General features: G+C 60.6%; 17 protein-coding genes, 1 tRNA gene and 1 pseudogene. 6 read left to right on the top strand and 13 right to left on the bottom strand.

Annotated features, from left to right (window positions below; translation table 11 throughout):
• Positions 1–90 precede the first annotated feature (90 nt).
• The 6 genes from PQR53_RS07950 to PQR53_RS07975 form a co-directional block, all read right to left on the bottom strand.
• Positions 91–2400: a putative bifunctional diguanylate cyclase/phosphodiesterase gene (locus PQR53_RS07950; protein WP_408452110.1), complete on the bottom strand. Its 2310-nt coding sequence runs from the start codon at positions 2398–2400 to the stop codon at positions 91–93.
• Between the two features lie 122 nt (positions 2401–2522).
• Positions 2523–3431, bottom strand: a complete 909-nt coding sequence (locus PQR53_RS07955) for an SH3 domain-containing protein (RefSeq protein ID WP_408452111.1) — start codon at positions 3429–3431, stop codon at positions 2523–2525.
• 228 nt (positions 3432–3659) lie between these two features.
• Positions 3660–4205, bottom strand: coding sequence for a nucleoside deaminase (locus PQR53_RS07960; RefSeq protein ID WP_408452113.1), 546 nt, complete (start codon positions 4203–4205; stop codon positions 3660–3662).
• A gap of 43 nt (positions 4206–4248) precedes the next feature.
• The gene (locus PQR53_RS07965) at positions 4249–5391 is read right to left on the bottom strand and encodes a BMP family ABC transporter substrate-binding protein (RefSeq protein WP_408452115.1); all 1143 of its coding nucleotides are present in this window, start codon (positions 5389–5391) and stop codon (positions 4249–4251) included.
• Positions 5392–5633: 242 nt separating this feature from the next.
• Positions 5634–5942, bottom strand: coding sequence for a helix-turn-helix domain-containing protein (locus tag PQR53_RS07970; RefSeq protein ID WP_408452117.1), 309 nt, complete (start codon positions 5940–5942; stop codon positions 5634–5636).
• 31 nt (positions 5943–5973) lie between these two features.
• Positions 5974–7407 carry an aminotransferase-like domain-containing protein gene (locus tag PQR53_RS07975; protein ID WP_408452119.1) on the bottom strand — a complete coding sequence of 478 codons (1434 nt, stop codon included), beginning with the start codon at positions 7405–7407 and terminating at the stop codon, positions 5974–5976.
• Positions 7408–7572: 165 nt separating this feature from the next.
• On the opposite strand from PQR53_RS07975, the gene PQR53_RS07980 reads away from it, so the two are divergent.
• The gene (locus tag PQR53_RS07980) at positions 7573–9891 is read left to right on the top strand and encodes an FdhF/YdeP family oxidoreductase (RefSeq protein ID WP_408452121.1); all 2319 of its coding nucleotides are present in this window, start codon (positions 7573–7575) and stop codon (positions 9889–9891) included.
• Between the two features lie 31 nt (positions 9892–9922).
• Here PQR53_RS07980 and PQR53_RS07985 read toward each other — a convergent pair whose 3' ends face one another.
• Positions 9923–10426 carry a M48 metallopeptidase family protein gene (locus PQR53_RS07985; RefSeq protein WP_408452123.1) on the bottom strand — a complete coding sequence of 168 codons (504 nt, stop codon included), beginning with the start codon at positions 10424–10426 and terminating at the stop codon, positions 9923–9925.
• Positions 10427–11198: 772 nt separating this feature from the next.
• The gene (locus tag PQR53_RS07990) at positions 11199–11846 is read right to left on the bottom strand and encodes a hypothetical protein (RefSeq protein ID WP_408452125.1); all 648 of its coding nucleotides are present in this window, start codon (positions 11844–11846) and stop codon (positions 11199–11201) included.
• Between the two features lie 686 nt (positions 11847–12532).
• On the opposite strand from PQR53_RS07990, the gene PQR53_RS07995 reads away from it, so the two are divergent.
• The gene (locus PQR53_RS07995; protein WP_408452347.1) at positions 12533–13231 is read left to right on the top strand and encodes an alpha/beta hydrolase; all 699 of its coding nucleotides are present in this window, start codon (positions 12533–12535) and stop codon (positions 13229–13231) included.
• Here PQR53_RS07995 and PQR53_RS08000 read toward each other — a convergent pair.
• From PQR53_RS08000 to PQR53_RS08010, 3 genes and pseudogenes are all read right to left on the bottom strand, one after another.
• Positions 13211–13711: pseudogene (locus tag PQR53_RS08000) on the bottom strand (transporter substrate-binding domain-containing protein); the annotation flags it as partial. The gene PQR53_RS07995 and the pseudogene PQR53_RS08000 overlap by 21 nt on opposite strands.
• A gap of 75 nt (positions 13712–13786) precedes the next feature.
• Complete coding sequence (locus PQR53_RS08005) at positions 13787–15214, bottom strand: MFS transporter (RefSeq protein WP_408452127.1); 1428 nt, start codon at positions 15212–15214, stop codon at positions 13787–13789.
• A gap of 62 nt (positions 15215–15276) precedes the next feature.
• Complete coding sequence (locus tag PQR53_RS08010; protein ID WP_408452129.1) at positions 15277–16671, bottom strand: dihydroorotase; 1395 nt, start codon at positions 16669–16671, stop codon at positions 15277–15279.
• A gap of 113 nt (positions 16672–16784) precedes the next feature.
• Between PQR53_RS08010 and PQR53_RS08015 the strand changes: the two genes are divergently transcribed.
• The 3 genes from PQR53_RS08015 to PQR53_RS08025 are packed head-to-tail and all read left to right on the top strand — an operon-like array spanning position 16785 to position 18890.
• A complete protein-coding gene (locus PQR53_RS08015; protein WP_408452131.1) occupies positions 16785–17561 on the top strand; it encodes a GntR family transcriptional regulator in 777 nt (258 codons plus the stop codon).
• Between the two features lie 52 nt (positions 17562–17613).
• Complete coding sequence (locus tag PQR53_RS08020; RefSeq protein ID WP_408452133.1) at positions 17614–17901, top strand: hypothetical protein; 288 nt, start codon at positions 17614–17616, stop codon at positions 17899–17901.
• Positions 17902–17906: 5 nt separating this feature from the next.
• On the top strand, positions 17907–18890 hold the full coding sequence (locus tag PQR53_RS08025; protein WP_408452135.1) for a CobW family GTP-binding protein: 984 nt from the start codon (positions 17907–17909) through the stop codon (positions 18888–18890).
• A 144-nt stretch (positions 18891–19034) separates the two neighbouring features.
• On the opposite strand, the gene PQR53_RS08030 is transcribed toward PQR53_RS08025, so the two are convergent.
• Both PQR53_RS08030 and PQR53_RS08035 read right to left on the bottom strand, forming a co-directional pair.
• On the bottom strand, positions 19035–21239 hold the full coding sequence (locus PQR53_RS08030) for an OsmC domain/YcaO domain-containing protein (protein WP_408452137.1): 2205 nt from the start codon (positions 21237–21239) through the stop codon (positions 19035–19037).
• 561 nt (positions 21240–21800) lie between these two features.
• Positions 21801–21885: transfer RNA gene (locus PQR53_RS08035), tRNA-Leu, on the bottom strand.
• Positions 21886–22067: 182 nt separating this feature from the next.
• On the opposite strand from PQR53_RS08035, the gene PQR53_RS08040 reads away from it, so the two are divergent.
• Entirely contained in the window at positions 22068–23123 is a 1056-nt protein-coding gene (locus tag PQR53_RS08040; RefSeq protein WP_408452139.1) for a LacI family DNA-binding transcriptional regulator, read from the top strand.
• Positions 23124–23144: the final 21 nt, after the last annotated feature.

A 23144-nucleotide genomic window follows, 5' to 3' on the forward strand; every position in this document is an offset into this window, starting at 1 on the left:
GATTTTAGGGAGACTTGGGCCGCGGATAAATACCGGGAACGCGAAGGCACTTGTCTGCCGATCTGAACAATCGATTCATGACGCCCTGAATCATGACGCCCCGGCCAGCCCCATCTGCGCGTCGCACAGACTACGCGCATATGCGCTTGCCCCAACGGGCCGGCTGTAAAAATACCCCTGCTGCTTGTCGCAAGCGATTCCGCGCAAAAACGCCGCCTGCTCGGCAGTCTCCACACCCTCAGCAGTGACATTCATGCCGAGCGAATGGGCCATCGCCACCACCGCCTGGGTGATCGCGATCGAATCGCGATGATCCGGCAAGCCCGCGACGAAGGACCGGTCGATCTTCAGGTTATGCAGCGGAAACCGCTTCAAATACGACAGCGACGAATACCCGGTGCCGAAATCGTCGACGGAAATCCGCACGCCCATTGCGTTCAACGCGCTTAGCATCGGCAACACGGCGTCGCTGTCGCTCATCAACAGGCGCTCGGTGATCTCCAGTTCCAGCGCCTCCGGCTCGAGCCCCGACTGCTCGAGACAGCGCGCGATCCGCTCCACCAGGCCGCCTTTGAACTGGCGCGGCGACAGATTCACCGCGACGATCAGATCCGGCGCCAGCGTGCGCCGCCATTGCGCGATCTGCTCGCAAGCCCGCGCCAGCACCCAGCCGCCGATTTCGACGATCAGGCCGGCGTCTTCGGCCACCGGGATGAATTCCACCGGCGAGACGTTGCCCAGCTCGCTGTTGTACCAGCGCAGCAGCGCTTCGGCGCCGATCGTGCGACCGCACTGGCTGTCGACGATCGGCTGATACACGAGGCTCAGTTCATTGGCGGCGAGCGCGCGCCGCAAGGCCTGCTCGATCATGAAGCGGCGTTGCAGATGCTGATTCAGTTCGGCGGTGAAGAACTGAAAGTTGTTACGGCCGCATTGTTTCGCGTGGTACATCGCCGAGTCGGCGTTGCGCATCAGCGTGGGGACGTCCTGGCCGTCCTCCGGAAACAGGCTGATGCCGATCGATGCCCCCATGTAGTACTCGTTGTCCGCCACCGCGAACGGCACCGCGATCATGTCAAGAATGCGTTGGGCGAGCGCGATCAGATGACCCGCGCTTTCGTACGCGCTGACCACGATCACGAACTCGTCGCCGCCCACGCGCGCGAGCGTGTCGCTCGGTGCGACACACGCCGACAGCCGCTCGGCGACGCTGCACAGAAGCGCATCGCCGGCCTCGTGACCGGCGGTGTCGTTGACCTTCTTGAAACCGTCCAGATCGACGAACAGCACGGCGACCCGCGCCAGCTCACCCATCCCCGTCACGCCGCCCGGCGCGAACAGATCGCGCATCCGCTCGCCCAGGTAGGCGCGGTTATAGAGACCGGTGAGCGGATCGCGGGTAGCCAGAAACTTGAGTTGCCGTTGCGCCTCGCGCACCGGCCCGATGTCGGTAAACGAGATCAGCACCGAGCTGGGTTCGCTGTCGCCCGGCTTGATGATCGGCACGACATTCTCAGTAATCCAGACGACCTCGCCGCCGATCAACTCCAGGCCGATCGTGATGCCGAGCTGGGGCTTGCCGGTTGCCAACACCTGCGTGGTCGGGCGGCCTGCTTCGGTGACGATGGAACCGTCTTCGTGATACGAACGCGCCAACACGGTCATGATGTCGCGGCCGATCAGGTCGGCGCTCGCCCGCAAAATCCGTTGCGCACTCGGATTGCAGGCCAGCACCACGCCCTCGCGCGACTGCACGACGATGCCCTCGTTGAGATGATCGACGACCAGCCGGTGATGCTCCTCGCTGCGCGCGAGGCGTTGCGCCATGGCGTCCTGATGAACGGCGAGACCGACACTGTGGCTGATGTCGTGGAGCATCGCCTCTTCTTCGGGGGTCGGCCGGCGCGACGTGCGGTAATAGACCGCGAATGCGCCCAGCACCGCGCCGGCATCGTTTTCAAACGGCACCGACCAGCACGCGCGCAAGCCGAGCGGCAACGCGAGGTGCCGGAAGTCGGCCCACAGCGGATCGGTTTCGATATCTTCGACCGCGACCATGCGCCGCTCGTACATCGCGGTGCCGCAGGACCCGGCCCGTGGACCGATCGCGACGCCGTCGATCGCGGCGCTGAAATGCGCCGGCAGCGAAGGTGCGCCGCCCACGCGCGCGCGAACGCCGTCCGGATCCAGTAACAGGATCGAACAGGAGGCGCCAGCGCCGAGCAGCGCTTCGGCGCGGCGGCAGACTTCATTCAGTAATTCCGGCAGCGGCGTGTTGCGGGTAATCAGCCGCAACACCGTACGCTCCGACGCCAACACCCCCTCGGCCAGATTCGACCCATAGTGGGTGCTCTCCGGCGTTGCTCCCATCGTGCTATCTGATGTCGCTTCGCGTGTCATTTGTGCGCCCCCTAACCCGACATCGGCAAGTTAGTGTACGCGGCGCACCGGGGTTTACGCGAGGGCTGCGCATTTTAATCACGATGCATGGCGCGAAGTGCATAACCCGGCCGACTAGCCGGTCAGCCGTGCTGATCCGGCGGCCTGCCACCGCCGCCACCGCCGTTTCCTCCACCCGGGGGTCGGCCGCCACCACCTTGCGGGTGACCACCGCCGTTGCCTTCCGGCGGACGGCCTCCTGCATTGCCGCCTGGCGGCCGTCCCCCTGCGTTTCCGGGTGGCGGCCCTCCGGACGGATGCCCCCCTGCGTTCCCCGGCGGGCGCCCACCCGAATTCCCTGGCGGCGGACCGCCCGGTGGCCGTCCACCCGCATTCCCCGGCGGCGGACCGCCCGGTGGCCGTCCACCCGCATTCCCCGGCGGCGGACCACCCGGCGGCCGTCCACCCGCATTCCCCGGCGGCGGACCACCCGGTGGTCGTCCACCCGCATTACCAGGCGGCGGACCACCGCCCGGTGGCCGTCCCCCGCCATGCCCCGGCGGCGGACCACCCGGTGGCCGTCCCCCGGCATTCGGCGGATGGCCTCCCGGTGGCCGGCCTGCACCGGGTCTCGGCGGCGGTGGCGGCGGATGGTGCGCCCAGCGGGACTGCTGGCCATACCACGGCCGGCCCCGATAATAGTTGCCCCAGTAAGTCCCGATCGAGAACGTCACGATCGGCAGTCCGATCACGGTGCCGTAATTCATCACCGGCACGTTGCTGCCCTGATAGGGATAGCTGAGCCGCCCCGCATAGACCCAGCCGCGCAGGTTCGGCGCGGCGACGTCACACCATTGGTAATTGCTGACGCATCCCATCACGGTAACCGGGACGCCGCCCGGCAACTGCGTCACGACCGGATAATCCGAAGCGGGCCCGGCGCGCACGTTGACCGTGCTGCTCGTATAAGCCTGCGACTGCGCAAACGCCACTGCCGGCAACGCCAGCAAACCAGCCGCCGCGGACAAGCATCGAACGAGGTGTCGTTTCATTTGTTCTCCCGTTTTTACGTCCGCATCTGGGTGCGCGCCGCGCGGCCCGCACGCGTGCCTATCTGCACGCATGGGTAAACGCCTCGGGCCCGGGACCGCCCCTGCGGACGTAGCGGCAAAAGCATACCCGCTATTCTCGCCTGCAATGCTCGTGCCTGAAGCCGCCGGGCAAATGCAAATCCGCTCCGCTGGCAAATAGAACTCAGCAGCGCCAACGGCGCAAACACGCTACCTGCCGCTCCAGAACCGCCGCTGAACCTCCATCACCTCGGCCTCCACCTCGGCCACCGGGCCCATCACCTCGACGGGCTTCTGGCAATGATCGAACACATACCGGCAATCCACGCTCATGGTCGGATTCTCGGCATGATCGCCGGTCGCCTCCAGCAAGCGCTTCTCGGTCATGCCAAACACCACACGGCCGATGTTGGCCCAGTACATCGTCCCGGCGCACATGCAGCAAGGCTCGACCGATGTGTACAAGGTACAACTCCACAGGTACTCCGGCGTGAAGTTCAACGCCGCCACGCGAGCCAGCACCGACTCGGCGTGATTCACCGTGTCCACATTGCCCTGCTCCATCAGGACGGTCTCCTGATCCGGGCCGACCAGCACCGCGCCGAACGGGTGGTGGCCCAGCAGCGTCGCCCGCTCGGCCACCCGGCTCGAATGCCTCAGATGCCGCATGATCTGCTCGTGCGTCGGCGTTAAACCCTGCGGCGGATAAGCCGCCGCCGCGCCAGCGGCGGCATCGGTCGAGACGGTCAGACTCACGGGCGATCTCCTTTAGTAATGGTCAGGCAAACCAGGCAGTTCATTACTTCGGCAGCGATCCATCCACGCCTTGCACGAACCAGTTCAAACGCAGCAGCTCCACATCGCTCAGCGATTTGCCCGCCGCGACCTTCACCGCGCCGGACTGATCCGCGATCGGACCGGCAAACGGATTGAACCTGCCGGCGATGATGTCGTCACGCTTCTGGTTCAGCGCCTTTTGCGCCGCCGGCGACACCGCGTCCGTATTGATGTCGGCCAGATCGATCGCCTTCTCTTTCAGCCCCCACCACACCGGCGAATTGTTCCACGTACCCGCCATCACCTGCTGCACCAGATGCGTGTAATACACGCCCCAATTGCTGACGCAGGCGCCCAGTTGAGCGTTCGGCCCGAACTTCTTCATGTCGGAATCCCAGCCGAATGCATGCACTTTCTTCTGTTCGGCCGTCTGCATCGTCGCCGTCGAATCGGTGTTCTGGATCAACACGTCGGCACCCTGGCCGATCAGCGTCTCGGCGGCCTGCTTTTCGCGGCCCGGATCGAACCAGCTGTTGATCCACACGACCTTCACACGCGCCTTCGGGTTGACCGAGCGAGCGCCCATCGTGAACGCGTTGATGTTGCGCACGACCTCCGGCACCGGCACCGAGCCGACAAAGCCGAGCGTGTTGGACTTCGTCGTATAACCGGCGACCAGGCCGGCCAGGTAGGCGCTCTGATAGGTCCGCACGTCATAGGTGGCGAAGTTGGCGGCCTTCTTGTAGCCGGTCGCATGTTCGAACACGGCGTCCGGAAAGTCCTTGGCAACCTTCAGCTCGAAATCCTGAAAGCCGAAGCTCGAGCCCACCACGATCTTGTTGCCCTTGGACGCCAGGTCGCGAAACACGCGCTCCGAATCCGCCGACTCCGGCACGTTCTCGACACGCGTCACCTTGATCTTGTCGCCGAATTTCGCCTCGACCTCTTTCACGCCCTGCTCATGCGCATAAGTCCAGCCGGCGTCGCCCGGATTGCCGAGGTAGACGAAAGCGATGCCGAGCGGCTGCGCGCTCACCGCGGTGGCCGCCGCGGCGTTGAACGCGAGCGATGTGCCAAGCGCTACGCCGAGCGCCGCGGCGAGAACGGTCCGGACAGATTTGAGCCGCAATGCGTCATGCAGTGCGCGCGCCAGCTTTGTTTTCATGAATTCTCCGAAGATGGTTTCCAGGTGCCTGCCACAGCGCCCGGGACACGCCCGGGCAACGCTCCAGCATAGGGGGCCATATTCGAAGGTCAATTTCAGCGGAAAAATTATTATTCGTTATCCCGCTCATATCGGAATCTTTATTTTTGCGCGCCGAAAATATGCTCGGCATCATCGAACAAGTACACCGGAGGCCTCCGGAGTACACCAGCAAAGCCCGCGCGCGCAAATTCAGTGGCGATTCAATGGACTCGTGGCGGCGGGTCCATCTGCTCGTCGTCAGGCGGACCGCCCGCTTCGAACAGCTCCGCGCACAAGCCCTGGCCCAGCTCGCTCAGGCGCGCCGTTCCCGTGCCTTCCTCGGTGAAGGTGGTGTCCACCAGACCACCGTCGACCAGCGCCGTCAGTTGTCGCCGCAAGGCGCTCATCGGCACGTTCGCCTGCTTGGAAAGCTTGGCTAGCGACCACGCGCCGCCAGGCGTTTCCTGATACGCGCGCCACAGTTGCCCCAGCACGGCCACCAGCACCGGATCGAGTTCATCGTCTTCCATCGTGAATGTCTCCTCGTTGTCTCCTGCCCCATCAAGCCATATGCGCGATCAGTTCGCCCAGCGTCTTCAAAGCCATCTCCGTCTGCACCGTCCATGGATAGCTGTAATTGAGCCGGATGAAGTGGCGAAAATCGTCGCGCATCGAAAACATCATGCCCGGCCCGATCGTGATGCTGCGCGCGAGCGCCGCCTGATAGAGCCGCATTGAGTCGACGCGTTCGGGCAATTCCACCCACAGCACGTACCCGCCTTGCGGCGTCGACATGCGCGTGCCGGCCGGAAAAAACCGCTGCACCATCGCCGTCATGATGCTTGCCTGCTGCCGGTACACCTTGCGCACATGCCGCAGATGGCGGTCGTAGGCATCCTGTTTCAGGTAATCGGCGACGGCGACTTGCGGCACCGAGGGCGTGGTCAGTGTATTGAGAAACTTCAGCTTCTCGACCTGCGCGCGGTAGCGCCCCGGCATGGCCCAGCCGATCCGGTACGAGGCGGTCAGGCTCTTCGAAAACGACGCGCAATGCAGCACCAGGCCCTTGGTATCGAAGTTCTTCAACGTCGACGGCCTGGCCTCGCCGAAATACAGCTCCTGATAGACATCGTTCTCGATGACGGGAATCTCGTGCGCGGCGAGCAGTTCGACCAGTTGCTGCTTGCGCGCGTCCGACATCTGGAAACCGAGCGGATTCTGGAAGTTCGGCATCACCATGCACGCGGCGATCTTTTGCCGCGTGATGACCTCGGCCAATGCCTCGATCTCGATGCCGTGGACCGGATGCGTGGCCACTTCGATTGCTCGCATGCCGAGACGCTCGATGGCGTGCAACATCGCATAGTAAGTCGGCGACTCGACGGCGACCGTATCGCCCGGTTTGGCGACCGCCTGCAAGCTGAGGTTGATCGCCTCGGTCGCGCCGAGCGTGATGATGATTTCGTCCGGATCGACCGGCACGCCGCTCTCGGCATAGCGCCGCGCGATTTGCCGGATCAGCTCGGGATTGCCGGGCGGCAAATCGTCCATCAGGTTCCAGCTCGCCTGGCGCCGGGCAATCGCATTCGCGTACTGGTTGATGCGGCGCCACGGGAACAGCGATGGATCGGGGTACGGTGAGCCAAGCGGCACGGCGTCGTGCGCGCGAATGCTGCGCAGGGTCGACAGCACGAGGCGGCTCACGTCGACCTCGGCGGCCACGGGCGGCGTGTGCGCCGCCGGCTGGCGATTCAGACGCGACTCGTCGAGCGCCGCGACCGTCGCGACAGCGTCGCGCACGAAATAGCCCGACTGCGGACGGGTCTCGACAATCCCCCGGCTTTCCAGCAACGCGTACGCGTGCAGCACGGTCTTGATGCTGACGCCGTGCTGCTGGCTCGCCTGCCGCACCGATGGAATCCGCTCGCCCGCCGCGAAGACGCCGCGGCGCACGGCTTCGGTCAATTCATCGGCGAGTTTTTCGTACAGTTTCAAGGATCTGGCTCAAACAAACGCGTGGGCGGGAACGCCAGTCTATGACAAATGTCCAGTAACTGTATCCCTCGGCTTTCCAATTTTCTGTACGCTGCGCCGCTTTTGGAACACAGTAGCCTTGTAGGCATCGGCATAAAAGCCTCGTCCAAGACACGCGGCAAGACCATGAAGAAACCCGAAGCTCGCATTGAACCGTATACGCACCCCGCCGCGGGTTGGGGCGCGCTCAAATACGTCGCCATCAACCTGCTCAAGGAAAAGGTGACGGGCGGCGACTACCGCATGCTGCTCAAACAGAACCAGCCGAACGGCTTCGACTGCCCGGGTTGCGCGTGGCCGGATCGCGAACACGCCTCCACCTTCGAGTTCTGCGAAAACGGCGTCAAGGCCGTGGCCGCCGAGGCGACCAGCAAACGCGTGACGGCCGCGTTCTTCGAACAACACACGGTTGAAGCACTGATGACGCAGTCGGACTTCGAGCTGGAACAACACGGCCGTCTGACCGACCCGCTCGTCTACGACGCCGTGCGTGACCGGTACGTGCCGATCGGCTGGGACGAAGCCTTCGATCTGATCGCCGCACACCTCAAGCGTCTCGACAATCCCGACAGCGCCGCCTTCTACACCTCGGGCCGCGCCAGCAACGAAGCCGCCTTCCTGTACCAGTTGTTCGTGCGCATGTACGGCACCAACAATTTCCCCGATTGCTCGAACATGTGCCACGAGGCGACCAGCCGCGGCTTGCCGCACACGGTCGGCATCGGCAAGGGCACGGTCACGCTCGACGACTTCGAACACGCCGATACGCTCCTGATCTTCGGCCAGAATCCGGCGACCAACCATCCGCGCATGCTCGGCGAGCTGCGTGAGTGCGCGAAACGCGGCGCGACCATTGTGTCGATCAATCCGCTGAAGGAGCGTGGTCTCGAGCGCTTTGCAAGCCCGCAACATCCGGTGGAAATGATCACGATGGGCAGCACGAAGATCAGCTCCGTGTTCATCAGGCCGAAGGTGGGCGGTGATTTCGCATTGATCAAGGGCGTCGCCAAACGCGTGATCGAACTCGACGACGAAGCATTGGCGTCGGGTCTCGAACGTGTGCTCGACGTCGCGTTCATCGCCGAACACACGGTTGGCTTCGACGCGTTCGCCGACGATCTGCGTGCCGAAAGCTGGGACACCATCGTCGCCGAATCGGGCGTGCCGTTTGAAGACGTGTTGAAGCTCGCCGACATCTATGTGAAAGGCCGCGCGGTGATCTCGACGTGGGGCATGGGCCTCACGCAGCACAAGAACTCCGTGCCGACGGTGCAGATCCTGTCGAACCTGATGCTGATGCGTGGCAATATCGGCCGCCGCGGCGCCGGCTTGTGCCCGGTGCGCGGACACTCGAACGTGCAGGGTGACCGCACGGTCGGCATCGAGGAACGGCCGACTCAGGCGTTCCTCGATCGGCTCGGCGAAGTCTACGATTTCGAGCCGCCACGCGAGCATGGTCTCGACGTCGTCAACACGATCCAGGCGATGCTCGACGGCAAGGTGAAAGTGTTCATCGGCCTCGGCGGCAACTTCTCGATCGCGACGCCGGATACGCCGCGCACGTGGGAAGCGATGCGTTCCTGCGACTTGACCGTGCACATCACGACCAAGCTGAACCGCAGCCACCTCGTGCACGGCCGCGACGCCCTCATTCTGCCGACGCTCGGGCGCACCGAGATCGACTTGCAAAAGGGTGTGGCGCAAGGCGTGAGCGTCGAGGATTCGATGAGCATGGTGCACATCTCGTACGGCATGAACAAGCCGGCCTCGGAGAATCTGTTGTCGGAGATTGCGATCGTCGCGCGCATGGCACACGCCACGCTCGGCAGCGGCAAGGTCGACTGGCTCGCTCAGGCAGCCGACTACGCGTTGATTCGCGACGGCATCGCGCAGGTGATCGAAGGCTTCCACGACTACAACGAGCGCCTGAAGCACCCGGGCGGCTTCCACCTGGGTGTCGCATCGCGCGAGCGGATCTGGAAAACGCCGAGCGGCAAGGCACAGTTCCTCGTCCATGCGATTGACGTCGACACGCCGATTCATCAAGCGCGCGCCGAGCATGGCGAGCGTCTGATGACCTTGATGACGACGCGCTCGCACGACCAGTACAACACGACGATCTACGGTCTCGACGACCGTTACCGCGGCGTGTACGGGCAGCGGCGCGTGCTGTTCGCCAACAAGGACGATCTGGCGATGCTGGGATTCGTTGCGGGCCAGCGCGTGGATATCACGAGCGTTTGGGCCGATGGCATCGAGCGTCACGCGGCCGGATTCCTGCTGGTGGAGTACGACATTCCGCGCGGATGTCTCGGCGCTTACTATCCGGAGACGAATCCGCTGGTGCCGCTTTCTTCGGTTGCCGATGGCGCGGGGACGCCGACTTCGAAGTCGATTCCGGTGTTGTTGAAGGCCTCGGCGGTGCTCGACGCGATTGCTGCTTGAGGGGCGCCTGTAGCCCGAAGGTGCCCGAAGCTCAGCGCGGGCTTTTCGCCAGATCGCGATACGTAAGGTACAAACGCAGATCGAACTCGATCTGGTGGTAGCCTGGCTGCATGAACTCGCAGAGGCGGTAGAACGCCTTGTTATGGTCGCTTTCTTTCAGATGAGCGAGTTCATGCACGACGATCATTTTCAGAAATTCGGGCGCCGCTCCTTTGAATAGCGACGCCACGCGGATTTCCTTTTTGGCCTTCAGCTTGCCGCCTTGCACACGCGAAATGCTCGTGTGCAAGCCGAGCGCATGCCGGACGACATCGAGCTTGCTGTCGTAAGTGACTTTGTCGATTTGCGCGCCGTTGCGAAGGTGTTCGCGCTTGAGCTCCGCGCAGTACTCGTACAGGGCCCGGTCTGTTTGCACGTCGTGCGTGCCGGGGTAGCGCTTCGCCAGATACGGGCCCAGTTGCTCGTCGGCAATCAGCGTGCGCACTTTTTCCTGTAACGGAGCGGGATAACCGGTCAGATATTTCAAATGCGGCATAGGGTTGCTCTTCAAAGAGTCGCTTATGATACCTCGCGGTGACGTCCCTACGCCTTTGGGCGGCAACCATGCGCATTCACATTCGCCCTCAGTCAGTTTGCAACTTCGACCATCAAAATGGTGTTCGGAGTGGTACTCGGGTCTACGCAAAAATTAACGACCAACGCGAAGCAAAACAAGACGAATTGTATCGGCCGTTGAATTCACAAGCGTGATGTACAACAGACTTTGACCCGTTCCCGCATGCATGACAAGAATGCCAGGGACATTCGGCAAACTCCGGCCAGCTTCATTCCTTATCTTTAATATCGAGGCAATATAAGTTAACTCGCTCGTATAATCAAAATTGTCCTGGGAATACGAGGACTTGCAGAAAATCACCAATATGACGAGCCAAAGAAAACTCATCGAACACCTCCGCAAACCATTAGTGGCCGGAATCCGCACGACTTGATGCGCCCTCATTCTTTTCGATGGACATGCCTCAAATTCGACAGCCAGGCGTCATGCGAGTAATGGAATCGCATGACAATATGCTCTCGAGATCGAGAGTAACGGTGACAGTAGTGGGTCTGAACTGAAGCTCAGCAGATAGACGAAAAACTGGCGTGCTACGCAGCCGTTCATCTAATGCATTTCGAATTGACTCCAGCATACGTGAGCCAGTGCGCCGGGTAACGGCGCGGATTGTCGCACGCCACGCACACCGGACGCTGCAAATGCCCACGATGGTCTCGCCAGATGCAATGTGGCGATCTTTGAGAAGATTCGGCTAGCTACCCTGATTACGCTCGCAATCTGACCAATAACGCAGCGGATCGCGATGCAGCGGATACTGCGTGTCGAGCCAGCCAGACAGCCTGGCCCAATCCGGATGATGCGTCCCACTCTGCGCCGACCAGCTCGACGATCGCTCGAGAATGTGGCCGTTCTCACGATCACGTACAAGCAGGCTGCCGAGACCGTTCGAGCTGTTTTCCTGCGATTCCACCAGATACCGCGGCAGAATCCTGAGTTCTGCGTCCTCCGCCCAACCGTATAGGGCGCGGACAACCCCGTTCGCGTCCCGTAACTCCACCGGGCCGCTTTTTGGCCTGACGGCCGCCCAGCCTTCGGGGAATTCCGCGACGATCTCGTTCTTGCCTTCGCGGACCCATTTCATCCGCCACGCCCGCTCCATCGCTTCGCGCACACGGGAGGCCGACTCATACCCAGGCGGCAACTCGATCCCCACGGGCAAGGTGACGAGGTTCTCTTTCCAGAGAGATTTTTCGTCACGATCATGCCGGTCGACCGCCTCGAATGCCTCGCCGCCAAACGGATTGTCGGGCCGGCTCCCGATGTGAGCGCCGCTCGGTTTCAAGTCAGGGAACAGTCCGTCAGCATGCTGACGCGTGAACTTCGGCTTTCCGTTCTTCATTGGCCTCTCCGCTCCATGGCGCTCGCATGAGCGCCTAACGTGGTTAGACCGGCTGCGTTTCAACGACGTGCTGCAGATCCGGCTTGTCGCGCGTGTTAGCCACGACTGGACTCAAAGGTTGATTGTAACGGACGGTCAGATCGAGCGAACGGACCGCGCGACGTGGCGCGATGTGCCGGCATGTCTCGCCGGGCAGTTAGCGTGAGATTGCCGTTTCGACGTGAGAAGCGGCCGCTAGTCAATGGGTGGCAATAAAGCCGGAAAAAAGTCGGCGCTTAGGGCCTCTCCTTATATTGCTCAGACATGTCGCGGCCTTAGCATCGACACTTTGTTGTTGACGCTAACCCTTGGAGACTGCCTGCATGAAAGAGCCATCGAGCGAGTTGATCGACCCTGTCGCAAGCCGTAGACGATTGATGCTGGCGGGCCTCGGCTGCGCGTTGACACCGTTAGCCGCCTGCGTCGCCAACCAACAGCCTGCGTCTGCTAATGCCGCCAATGCTGTCGATAGTCCCATTGTCTGGTCCGGCATGACTCAGGCTGAACTCGATAAAGCCTATAACCAGAGTGCTTACGCTCCGAATGAAAGCCAGTTGATAGCCCGTTATCGTGATCGCAGCAACGACGCGCTGACGCGGCTGGGAAAGCCGCAACGCGCGTCTTACGGCACGACGCCGATCGAAGGCATGGATATCTACCGGACCCATGCGAAGAACGCGCCGGTTCACGTTTTCATTCACGGGGGCGCATGGCGCGTCACCGACGCGCGCGACTATGGGTTTCTCGCCGAGGTATTCGTCGGTGCGGGCGTCAATTTCGTGGTGCTCGATTTCGCGTGGGTGCAGGACCTGAACGGGGACCTCGCGGCCATGGCGCAGCAAGTGCAGAACGGCATTGCGTGGATCGCTAAAAACGCCGGGACATTCGGCGCCAATGGCCGGGAGATTTATCTGTCCGGGCATTCGTCCGGATCGCATCTGCTGGCCGTCGCGCTGACGCAAGACTGGCAGGCGAAGTACGGTATCGATAGCCGCGTCTTCAAACACGCGCTGCTGATCAGCGGTCTCTACGACCTGCACCCGGTGCGGCTGTCGGCGCGCGGCAAGTACGTCCATCTGACCGACGCGACCGAAGCGCAGTTGAGTCCGCAACGCCACCTCGACAGCCTGGTTTGCCCGCTCACCATCGGCTATGCGTCGCTCGACACACCGGAGTTCCAGCGCCAGTCGCGCGACTTTTCGGCGGCGCTCAATGCGGCCGGCAAGCGGACGCCTGTCGTTCAGGCGACGCTTTATAACCACTATGAAGAGCTTGAAACCCTAGGCAATCCGTACGGAATCTTCGGACGCACAGCACTGGGGGAGATTGCTCAGCGCAAGGGATAAAGGAGCGGCGGCGGCGTCGATCGGACCTGAACGAAGTGCTTGCAAAGCGTCGGGCTGCTCCTTGAAAAGGATGATTTGACCGTCGCTTACGCCAGACGCTTTTGCGGAATCGAATTGCACCTGTCCATGAATAACGCCTAGCCGCGCATCTTTTCGTCGTGCAACCGCAGCGTAGCTGGTGAGCGCTTTCGAATTGCCCTTTTGAACCAGAAAGCCGTCGCCTATCGCCCAGACAGGCAGACTGAACGCAGCGTGTTCGGCCCGTTCAGGCGTAACGAACAGGGGCACGTTCATGTCCCAGCGCCCCTCTTGTACGCCGGTCAGAAGCTCGCTGAATGACGTCAAGTGATATTCGATCCTGGACACACCGATTGCGCCCGGGACCACTTCAGCCAGCTCAACGTCCGCCCCCTGCGCAGCCCCATCTGCTCCCGTCCAGCCGAACGGGGGCTCCTCGATGTATGCAATTGTGATCTTCATGCCGCGCTCAACAAAGTTCGTTGCTGCTGATAAGAGGCGAATTGAAGTGGTTCTTCTGGCAACCGGCCTCGACGCTCAGTCGGATGCGTCTTCGAGCGACCGGCCCTTCGTGGACGGCCCGATCATTGCAACGACCACCGCGGCGATCAGCAACACGACATCGCTGATCAGGAAAACGAACAGCTTGCCTTTGAGCACCGTGAACACGCCAAACACCAGTAGCAGAATGATGGCGCCAGCGCGCCCCCACGCAGAGGCGAGACCCATACCGGTCGCACGGATTTCAGTCGGATAGAGCTCAGGGGTATAGCTGTAAATCGCGGTCGAGCCCAACGCCAGGCTGAAGGCCATCAAGCCGCCGAATGCCATCAGCGCGGTCGACGTAGTCGACAGACCGAACAGCGTTCCAAAGATTGCGGTGCCGATGAAAGCGATCACTGCCGTCGGCTTTCGATCCAGCCAGTCGACGATGTAGCCGCCAAGTACGTAGCCTGGTATAACCGAGGCATAAATCGCGATCGAAAACTGGAACGACTTGACGATGGTGAACCCTTCCATCGCAAGCAACGTCGGCACGAAGGTCATGAATGTATAAAGGACACCATATTCCGCGAACCACGCAAGCCACATCATCAATGTCAGTTTCAGATAGCGCGGGCCGAGCAGATCGCGAGCCCGGTAACTGCGCGCCGGCGAAGTCTGTGCGGCCGGCATCGACACAACAACGCTTGCGTCCAGCTTGCGCCCTACGCGCTGCTCGATCGACGCGAGTGCCGCTTCTGCTTCTGCTGCGCGCCCCTTGCGAAGCAGCCAACGGGGCGACTCGGGCAAGCCGGAGCGCATCAGGCCGACAACGATGGCAAACGGCAACGTCATGAACAGTGCCGCGCGCCATCCCAGGTTTGGAATAATGTTGAGCGCCCAGATCGGCGAAAACGCAATGCCAAGCGCAAAGAAGCCCATCATCCAGCCGCCTAGCTTGCCGCGAACCCGCGTTGGCCACAACTCGGCCAGATAAGGCGGAACAATCGAGCTTTCCGCGCCGACGAAAAGCCACGTGAAGAAATTCAATGCTGCAAAGGTCGACACGTCGTTGACCAGGCCCCGTGACGCAGAAAACAGCGAATACAGAACGAGCGTCAACATGATCATGCGTTTGCGCCCGTATCGGTCGGCGGCAAAGCCTGCAACCGCGGAGCCGACCAGGTAACCGGCGAGACCAATTGCCGATATCACACCGATCGTTGCAGCACTAAAACCCCATATTGGCCGCAAGGTGGCCAGTACGAAACCGGTAATGACGGTATCCAGCGTATCGAAAAAGAGCGACAACGCCGCGACGACAAGTACGGTGACGTGGAATTTCGACACGGGTAGTACGTCGAGGCGCGCCGCGATCTGTTGTTGCGTCAGCGTGAAGCCGGGTTTCGCCACAGTGCCGGCGGGATACGTTCCAGCGCTCTGCGGTTGCGTGGTGTGCGTCGGTGAAGAAGGTGTGGTCATTGTTCTGCCCTCTCGGCGCCGGTTTTCGCCGGCGCGTATGACTGTCTATAGGTACACGGCGCTCAGGAAGCGGCTGTACCCGGATGGAATTTCCCGTATCCCGGTTGCCCGACGATCTTCCCGTGGTCCATCACCGTGCTGCCCCGCACGATGGTGTAGACGGGCATTCCTTTCGTCGTCATGCCTTCCCATGCGGTGTAGCCGGCTTTAGTGTGCATATCCGCAGCCCGGAAAGTCTGCTCCGCCTTCATATCGACGATTGTCAGGTCACCGTCCGCGCCCGGCTGGATGCGTCCTTTCTTTGGAAACTGTCCGAAGCGCTTCGCCGGGGCTTCGGCGCAGAGTCTCGCCACATCTCGCAAGTTGAGCTTCCCCTCGTTGACGGCGTTGAGCACAAGAGGAATGAATTCCTGCGCGCCAGTGACACCAAGCGGAACAGAGAAATTGTCTTTCCATCCTGGCGTGATCTCCTCAAGCGTGTGCGGCGCGTGTTCGCCGACCAGCATGTCAGCGGTGCCGTCGCGTACTGCCTGCCAGTGTGCTTCGGGCGCGTAAGCCCAGGCGTACGTCCCGGGTCCCACTTTCTCGGCCTGCGCGCGAGTCATGAATAGCGTCGCCGTTTCCATCTCGCCCGAAATGTCGACTCCCTGGCTTTTTGCAAAACGCACCAGATCGTTGGCAGCCGGAGGCATGACGCCCATGTGAAGAACATGGAGGCGCACACCCGTAAGACGTGCATAGTAGGTCGAGGCTGCGAGGCCCGCGGCCATGCCGTGACCGTACATGTAGCCGCGCTCGTAAGCCTCCATGTAATCGCTGTTGCTCGTCTTGCCGGCGTTGATGTAATCGCGAAAGGTCAGGCGTTTGCACCACTCGCTGTCGTCGTGATGCACGGCGCAAAGCAGCCCCGTGTCAGCCACTGCTTCGTAAAGCTCGTGAAGGATGCCGTGATCGACAACCCCCAACTCGGAGATATAGGGATACACCTCCTTCACATGCCGGGTATTGAACACCTTGATCCCGATTGCGCCCGCTTTCGCCAGTGCGTCGACGGTCTTCGGATAGAGGCCGCCTCCGTACAACGCGTAGTCCACCAGCGCTTTCGGCGCTATCGACGAACGCTTGAGTTCGAATGCCTCGAGCGTGGTCGGATGAGGATCGTTGTTCGTCATGTCGATGCAGAACGTAATGCCGCCGGCAGCGGCCGCAGTCGTACCTGACGTGAAGTCTTCCTTGTATGTGTGACCGGGTTCGCGAAAGTGGCAGTGGACATGCCAGAGCCCTGGTAGCACATCGAGTCCCTTTGCATCGATCACTTTCCCGGCTGCAGGCGTGCTGGCCGCATCGGTAAGTCCGACTATTTTTCCGTCCGTAATGCACACGTTCAATTGGGCGCTGCCTTCCGGCATATGTACGGTTCCGTTTGCGACGACCAGATCCACCTGTTGCTCACTCATCCTGTTCCCCGATAAAAATACACACTCAATACACAGTAAATTCTTGGTGTATAAAATATTTGTGTCAAGCGGATTGTTTCGCTAAACTCGGCTGAACAGCCAAGGATTTTCAGATGCATAGGAAGAAGTCGCCTGCCACCGAGCGGGCCAGAACCGGAAAAGGATCGGGTGCGAGCAACGCATATCGCCTTCTGCGCGGCCGGATCGTGTCGCTTGAAATGCCCCCGGGCGAAGACATCGACGAGCAGGCACTGGTGGAGGAATTGGGGATTTCGCGGACCCCGCTTCGGGAAGCAATGATCCGGCTCGCGGCCGAAGGACTGATTTCGCTTCTACCTAACCGGGGAGCGCGCGTCGCCTCGATGGATATCCCGCAACTCCAGGAGCATCTTGAGGCGTTCGACCTGGCGCAACGAGCGACCACGCGACTTGCCGCGCTAAGGCGCTCCACGGCGGATCTGAACCGGATTGAAGGTCTGATTGTCGCGTTCGAAAAAGCTCACGCGGACAATGATGTGAATGGGATGATCGACGGAAACTGGGAGTTGCATCTCGCGATTGGGAATGCGTGTGGCAACCGCGTACTCGCGAAGATCTACGCCAACCTGCTGACAGAAAATCTTCGTGTCGCTCGTCTCGCGATGAGCTATGAGACGTTCGCAAGCGCTGAAGCCAGGCGCTCTCACCTGGACAACATACTCAGGGAACACCGCGAGATTCTTGAGGCGATCAGGACGCGCGATGCCGACCGTGCCGAAGACCTCGCGAGTTCTCACACCGGCCTTGCGCGCAAACGAGTAACCGAATACATCTCCCAAAGCGCGGCTACCGACGTCTCCATTAGTCCTCGCTCCACGCTTTCGCTGACTGGAACACCAAACGATGTGTGAAGTGTGTGCGGTTTTCGGCGTGAGCCAGCATTGGATCGATGCTGCAGATCCTATGGGTTCACAAAACGTCGCCACGGGCATCCTTGAGAACCGCGAGGAACGCAGCAAACGCCTGCGGCTGATCAACCGGATATTGCGATCTGTCGGTCTCATCGCAAGCGACTGGGATGGCGAGGCCTACAGCGTGGAAGACGCGCAAGGGCGCCGCAAAATCGCCCCCGATCTTTCGGCTCTCTGGCGCATTGCCGAAGAGCTTGGCCAGACTCACCTCGATCCTCTTGAAGCAGATTTTCTGCGCACCACTTCGCCATGGTCAGACTCGTACCGCGCCTCGAACTAAACGTAGTGACCGGCTTTCTGGGAAGCGGAAAGACCACACTGCTGAAACGCTACCTGCAACAGCAGCCTGTTGGGTCGACACTCGTCATCATCAACGAATTCGGTCGCGAATCGATCGACGACCGTATAACGTTGCATCTCAAGTCGGAGATAGAGACGATTGCGGATGGCTGTCTATGCTGCACAGTCCTCGGCCAGTTACAGCAGACACTGCTGCATGTCCTGACACGGCGGGCGCGGGGCGAGTTGCCTGCCCTCGAACGCATCGTTATTGAAACTAGTGGATTGGCCGATCCGACTCCCATACTCGGCACAATCCTTTCTGATGAGAATCTCGAAGAGTACATCCGGGTGGGGCCCTGCGTGACGACCTTCGACGCCCTCGAGGGTCTGCAGACGCTCGAACAGTTCGCCGAGGTGGCCCCTCAGCTTGCAGCGGCCGATCGCGTGATCGTGACAAAAACAGATCTCGCTGATAGTGCCCGCCTGGACGCGGTGATGACGGCGATTCGCTCCGTGAATCCCGCTTGTGACGTTACGTTGAACGACGTGCCTGAATCGATCTTTGCTCCAGTTGAAAATGCCATTGTTGAGCGTTCCATGCGCGGCAAGAGTGTGAGCGCGCATAGGCACACAGGTGCTGTGCGCAGCTTTTCTACGGTTCTCGATCGGTCGGTTGACTGGGCCACGTTCTCGGTGTGGCTCACCGCGTTGCTCAATCGTCACGGCGACCGGATTCTGCGATTCAAGTCGGTGCTGGCCGTACGATCCGCCGGGAAGCTCGTGGTTCAGGGAGTGAGACATCGCGTGTACCCACCTTCTCATCTTCCTGCCGAAGAGGCTCAGGATAATGTGTCGCGGCTCGTTTTCATCACCTACGGCATCGACGATCAAAAGATCCTTGATTCGCTTAGTCGCCTGACCGTGATCTCGTCGCCCTTCAGTCAGGCCGTTACCTCATTCGGCAACACGACTCTTTCTCTGCGCTAATAGCCTCGAACGGCCCCTCTTTCAGAAAGAAGGCGTTTGGCCACGGAACCCCGCGGATTCCCTGTGAAACAAAAAACCCTCGAAGCATTGCTGCATCGAGGGTTCACTGAACGGCATCATCGCATCCAGCCATGACTCGTCACCCTAACTGGCTGTAGCCGCCACGTTGGCGCGCGCCTTATGCAATTTTTTGTAGCTGTCGATCAGGCGGTGGTGCCTATCGAGGCCCTCCAGTTTCATACTCGTTGGCGTGAGCCCATAGAAACGCACGCTGCCGTCCACTGCCCCCATTACCGCGTCCATCCGAGCGTTGCCAAACATCCGACGGAAGTTGACCGCGTAGTCGTCCAGTTCCAGGTCGTCATCGAGCAGCACCTCCAGCACCACATTCAAAGCCTGATAAAACAATCCGCGCTCGACCGTGTTGTCGTTGTACTGCAGGAAAGCTTCCGTCAGCTCTTTTGCCGCCTCAAATTGCTGCAAGGCGAGATGAATTAGCAGTTTCAACTCGAGAACGGTTAGCTGCCCCCAATCCGTATTCTCGTCAAATTCGATGCCGATCAGAGTGGCAATATCGGAGTGCTCATCCAGTTCATTGTTATCCAACCGCTCAAGCAGTGCTGCCAGGCCGGCATCGTCCAGACGATGCAAGTTCAAAATATCGGCGCGGAACAACAGCGCCTTGTTGGTGTTCTCCCAGATCAAATCCTCTACCGGGTAAACTTCCGAATAACCCGGCACTAGAATCCGGCAGGCTACCGCGCCCAGCTGGTCATACACCGCCGTGTAAACCTCTTTGCCCATGTCTTCGAGAATGCCGAACAAGGTTGCGGCTTCCTCGGCATTGGAGTTTTCGCCCTGACCGGAAAAATCCCACTCAACAAACTCGAAATTCGCTTTGGCGCTGAAAAAGCGCCACGACACGACACCACTGGAATCAATGAAGTGCTCGACAAAGTTATTCGGTTCAGTCACCGCGTTACTGACAAAGGTAGGCTGAGGTAAATCGTTCAGGCCTTCAAAACTGCGCCCCTGCAGCAATTCCGTCAGGCTCCGTTCCAGCGCCACCTCGAAGCTCGGGTGCGCGCCGAACGAGGCAAAGACACCGCCTGTCCGCGGGTTCATCAAAGTGACGCACATCACCGGGTAGGCCCCACCCAGCGACGCATCCTTTACCAGCACCGGAAAACCCTGCTCTTCCAATCCCTGAATCCCGGCCAGAATGCCAGGGTATTTCGCCAGCACTTCGTGCGGCACATCAGGCAATGCGATCTCACCTTCCAGAATTTCGCGCTTTACCGCGCGTTCGAAAATTTCGGACAGACATTGCACCTGCGCTTCGGCCAGCGTATTACCGGCACTCATGCCATTGCTGACGAACAGGTTTTCGATCAGGTTGGACGGAAAATACACCACTTCGCCGTCCGATCGCCGCACATACGGCAGCGAACAGATACCGCGCTGCACATTGCCGGAGTTGGTGTCGATCAGATGCGAGCCACGCAACTCGCCATCGGGGTTGTAAATTTGCAGGCAGTACTCATCCAGAATCTCAGCCGGCAGTGCCCCCTTACGGCCCGGCTTGAACCAGCGCTCGTTCGGGTAATGGACAAACTCCGCATTGGCGATGTCTTCGCCCCAAAACGCACCGCCATAGAAATGGTTGCAATTCAGGCGCTCGATAAACTCTCCCAACGCCGACGCCAACGCGCTTTCTTTGGTCGCTCCCTTGCCATTGGTAAAACACATTGGCGAGTGCGCGTCGCGGATATGCAGCGACCACACATTGGGAACGATATTGCGCCACGAAGCGATTTCAATCTTCATGCCCAGGCCCGCCAGAATGCCCGACATATTGGCGATGGTTTGCTCCAACGGCAGATCCTTGCCCGCAATATAGGTGCTGGCGTCAGAAGCCGGCTTCAACGTCAGCAAGGACTGAGCATCGGCATCCAGGTTCTCCACCTCTTCAATGACAAACTCGGGGCCGGCCTGCACCACTTTTTTGACCGTACAGCGGTCGATGGAACGCAAAATACCCTGGCGGTCTTTGTCAGAGATGTCCGCCGGCAACTCAACCTGAATCTTGAAAATCTGTTGGTACCGGTTTTCCGGGTCGACAATATTATTCTGCGACAGGCGGATATTTTCGGTAGGAATATTGCGAGTTACGCAGTACAACTTCACAAAGTAAGCTGCACACAAGGCCGATGAGGCCAGAAAATAATCGAAGGGACCAGGCGCCGAGCCATCGCCCTTATAACGGATCGGCTGGTCAGCCACTACCGTGAAGTCATCGAACCTGGCTTCAAGACGTAGCTTATCGAGAAAGTTGACTTTAATTTCCATGGGGAAATTCCAAAAATGGTGTTCAAAACAAAATATAAAACACTGAAAAAAACAGGGCTTTACTAGTCAATCAACTAGCGAATGATCTTTCCTGGCGGGAATTCTACTCCTGCCCGATCGTCAATCAGGCGGCTAGAGCCTTGTCTGGACGGCGTTTACTCGCGGTTATGCAACAACGATACCGTCAGCCCCTCCTCACCTTCATATCGGACGTTGCGTTGCCCCGCCTCCTCGGGACTTCGTGGGGCGAGCTCAATGACAGGTGCGACGACGGCGTCCTCCTGCCGCACTTCCTCACAGCAGGATCAGAGGCGAAGCAACATGCCGACGTGTTGACGCGAGCGTTCCGGGATGCGATTCAGAAGGAGACAAACCTCTCCGACATAGCACCGTTCGAACTCGGAGAGTTAAGTCAGCAGTTGCAAGGTCGTACCGATGTGGACCCGGATGCACTTTGCCAGATTGAATGGCGGTTCCTGTGGGTGCTCGACTTCCACCAAGGGATGGGCCTTGTGTGGCGGGGGTTTCCCGGATTTCATCGGAACTTGTCGGAAGAACCCTTGGTGCCGGGGACCGGACTCGAACCGGCAAGCTGTGAAGCGGCGGATTTTAAGTCCGCTATGTTTACCAATTTCATCACCCCGGCAGGGCTCAGAACCGCTTGTGGACGCGAATTCTACCATTGCCCGGCGAGCGCACCAAACTGGCTCATCCAGCCCCAGTCCATTCTCCCTCGCGCCGCGCAGCCGCAAATATTGACGTCATCCGGGAGTCACAAACCTTCCCGATAATCCGCTCACGAAAACGTTTACAACCAGAGCGGAAACGATGATCCCAACGATCAAAGATGTCGCCGCCCACGCGGGCTTCTCCATCGCCACGGTCTCGCGCGCGATCAATGCGCCGCACACCGTCAACCCGGTCACGCTCGAGAAGGTGCGTCAATCGATCGACGCCCTCAATTTCCGCCCCAGCCCGCTAGGCAGGCAGCTGCGCGGCGAACGCACGCGCCTCATCGGCGTGATCCTGCCGACGCTCGCGAACCCCGTATTCGCCGAATGCCTGCAAGGCATCGACGAGCTCGCCTCGACACAAGGTTACCGGCTCATGCTGATGACCACCCAGTACGATGCCGAGCGCGAACGGCACGCCATCGAAACGCTGCGTGAACACCGCGTGGAAGGTCTGATCCTGACCGTCGCCGACGCCGACACGCACCCCTTGCTCGACGAGCTCGACCGCGCGGGTCTGCTCTATGTGCTGATGCACAACGACACGGTGCGGCGCCCGTCGGTCTCGGTCGACAACCGACTCGCCGCGTTCGACGGCGTACGCATGCTGATCGCGCACGGCCACCGCCGCATCCTGATGCTCGCCGGCACGCTGGCCGCCTCGGACCGCGCCCGTCAGCGGCACCTCGGCTACGCGCAGGCGATGCAGCAGGCCGGCCTCACCCCCGCGCCCGCACTCGAGGTCGATTTCAACGCCGACGAACTGTCGCCGTCCGTGCTCGCGCATCTGACCAGCGGCCCGAACCGCCCGACCGCCCTCTTCTGCAGTAACGATCTGCTCGCCATGGTCGTGATGCGCGGCCTGCGCCGTGCGCGTCTGCAGATTCCGCACGACATGTCGATTCTCGGCTTCGACGGACTCGCGATGGGCGAGCTGCTGTCGCCGCCGCTGGCAAGCATCTGCGCGCCCAATCGCGAGATCGGCTGCGCCGCCTGGCAGCGTTTGCTGACGCGCGTCACCGGCACCTACGAAACATTAGGTGAAACGTCGCTCACGCTGACGTTGCCGCACAGCTTGCGCGAAGGCGCCACTATCGCCGCGATTTCGAACCGCAACGAAACATCAGCGGCTACCGAAAGGCGGTTCGCCTAGCCGCTTGCGCAAGACGTGCGC

Origin of the sequence: Paraburkholderia fungorum (assembly GCF_046027605.1) — a bacterium.
GTDB classification, from domain to species: Bacteria; Pseudomonadota; Gammaproteobacteria; order Burkholderiales; family Burkholderiaceae; genus Paraburkholderia; species Paraburkholderia fungorum_F.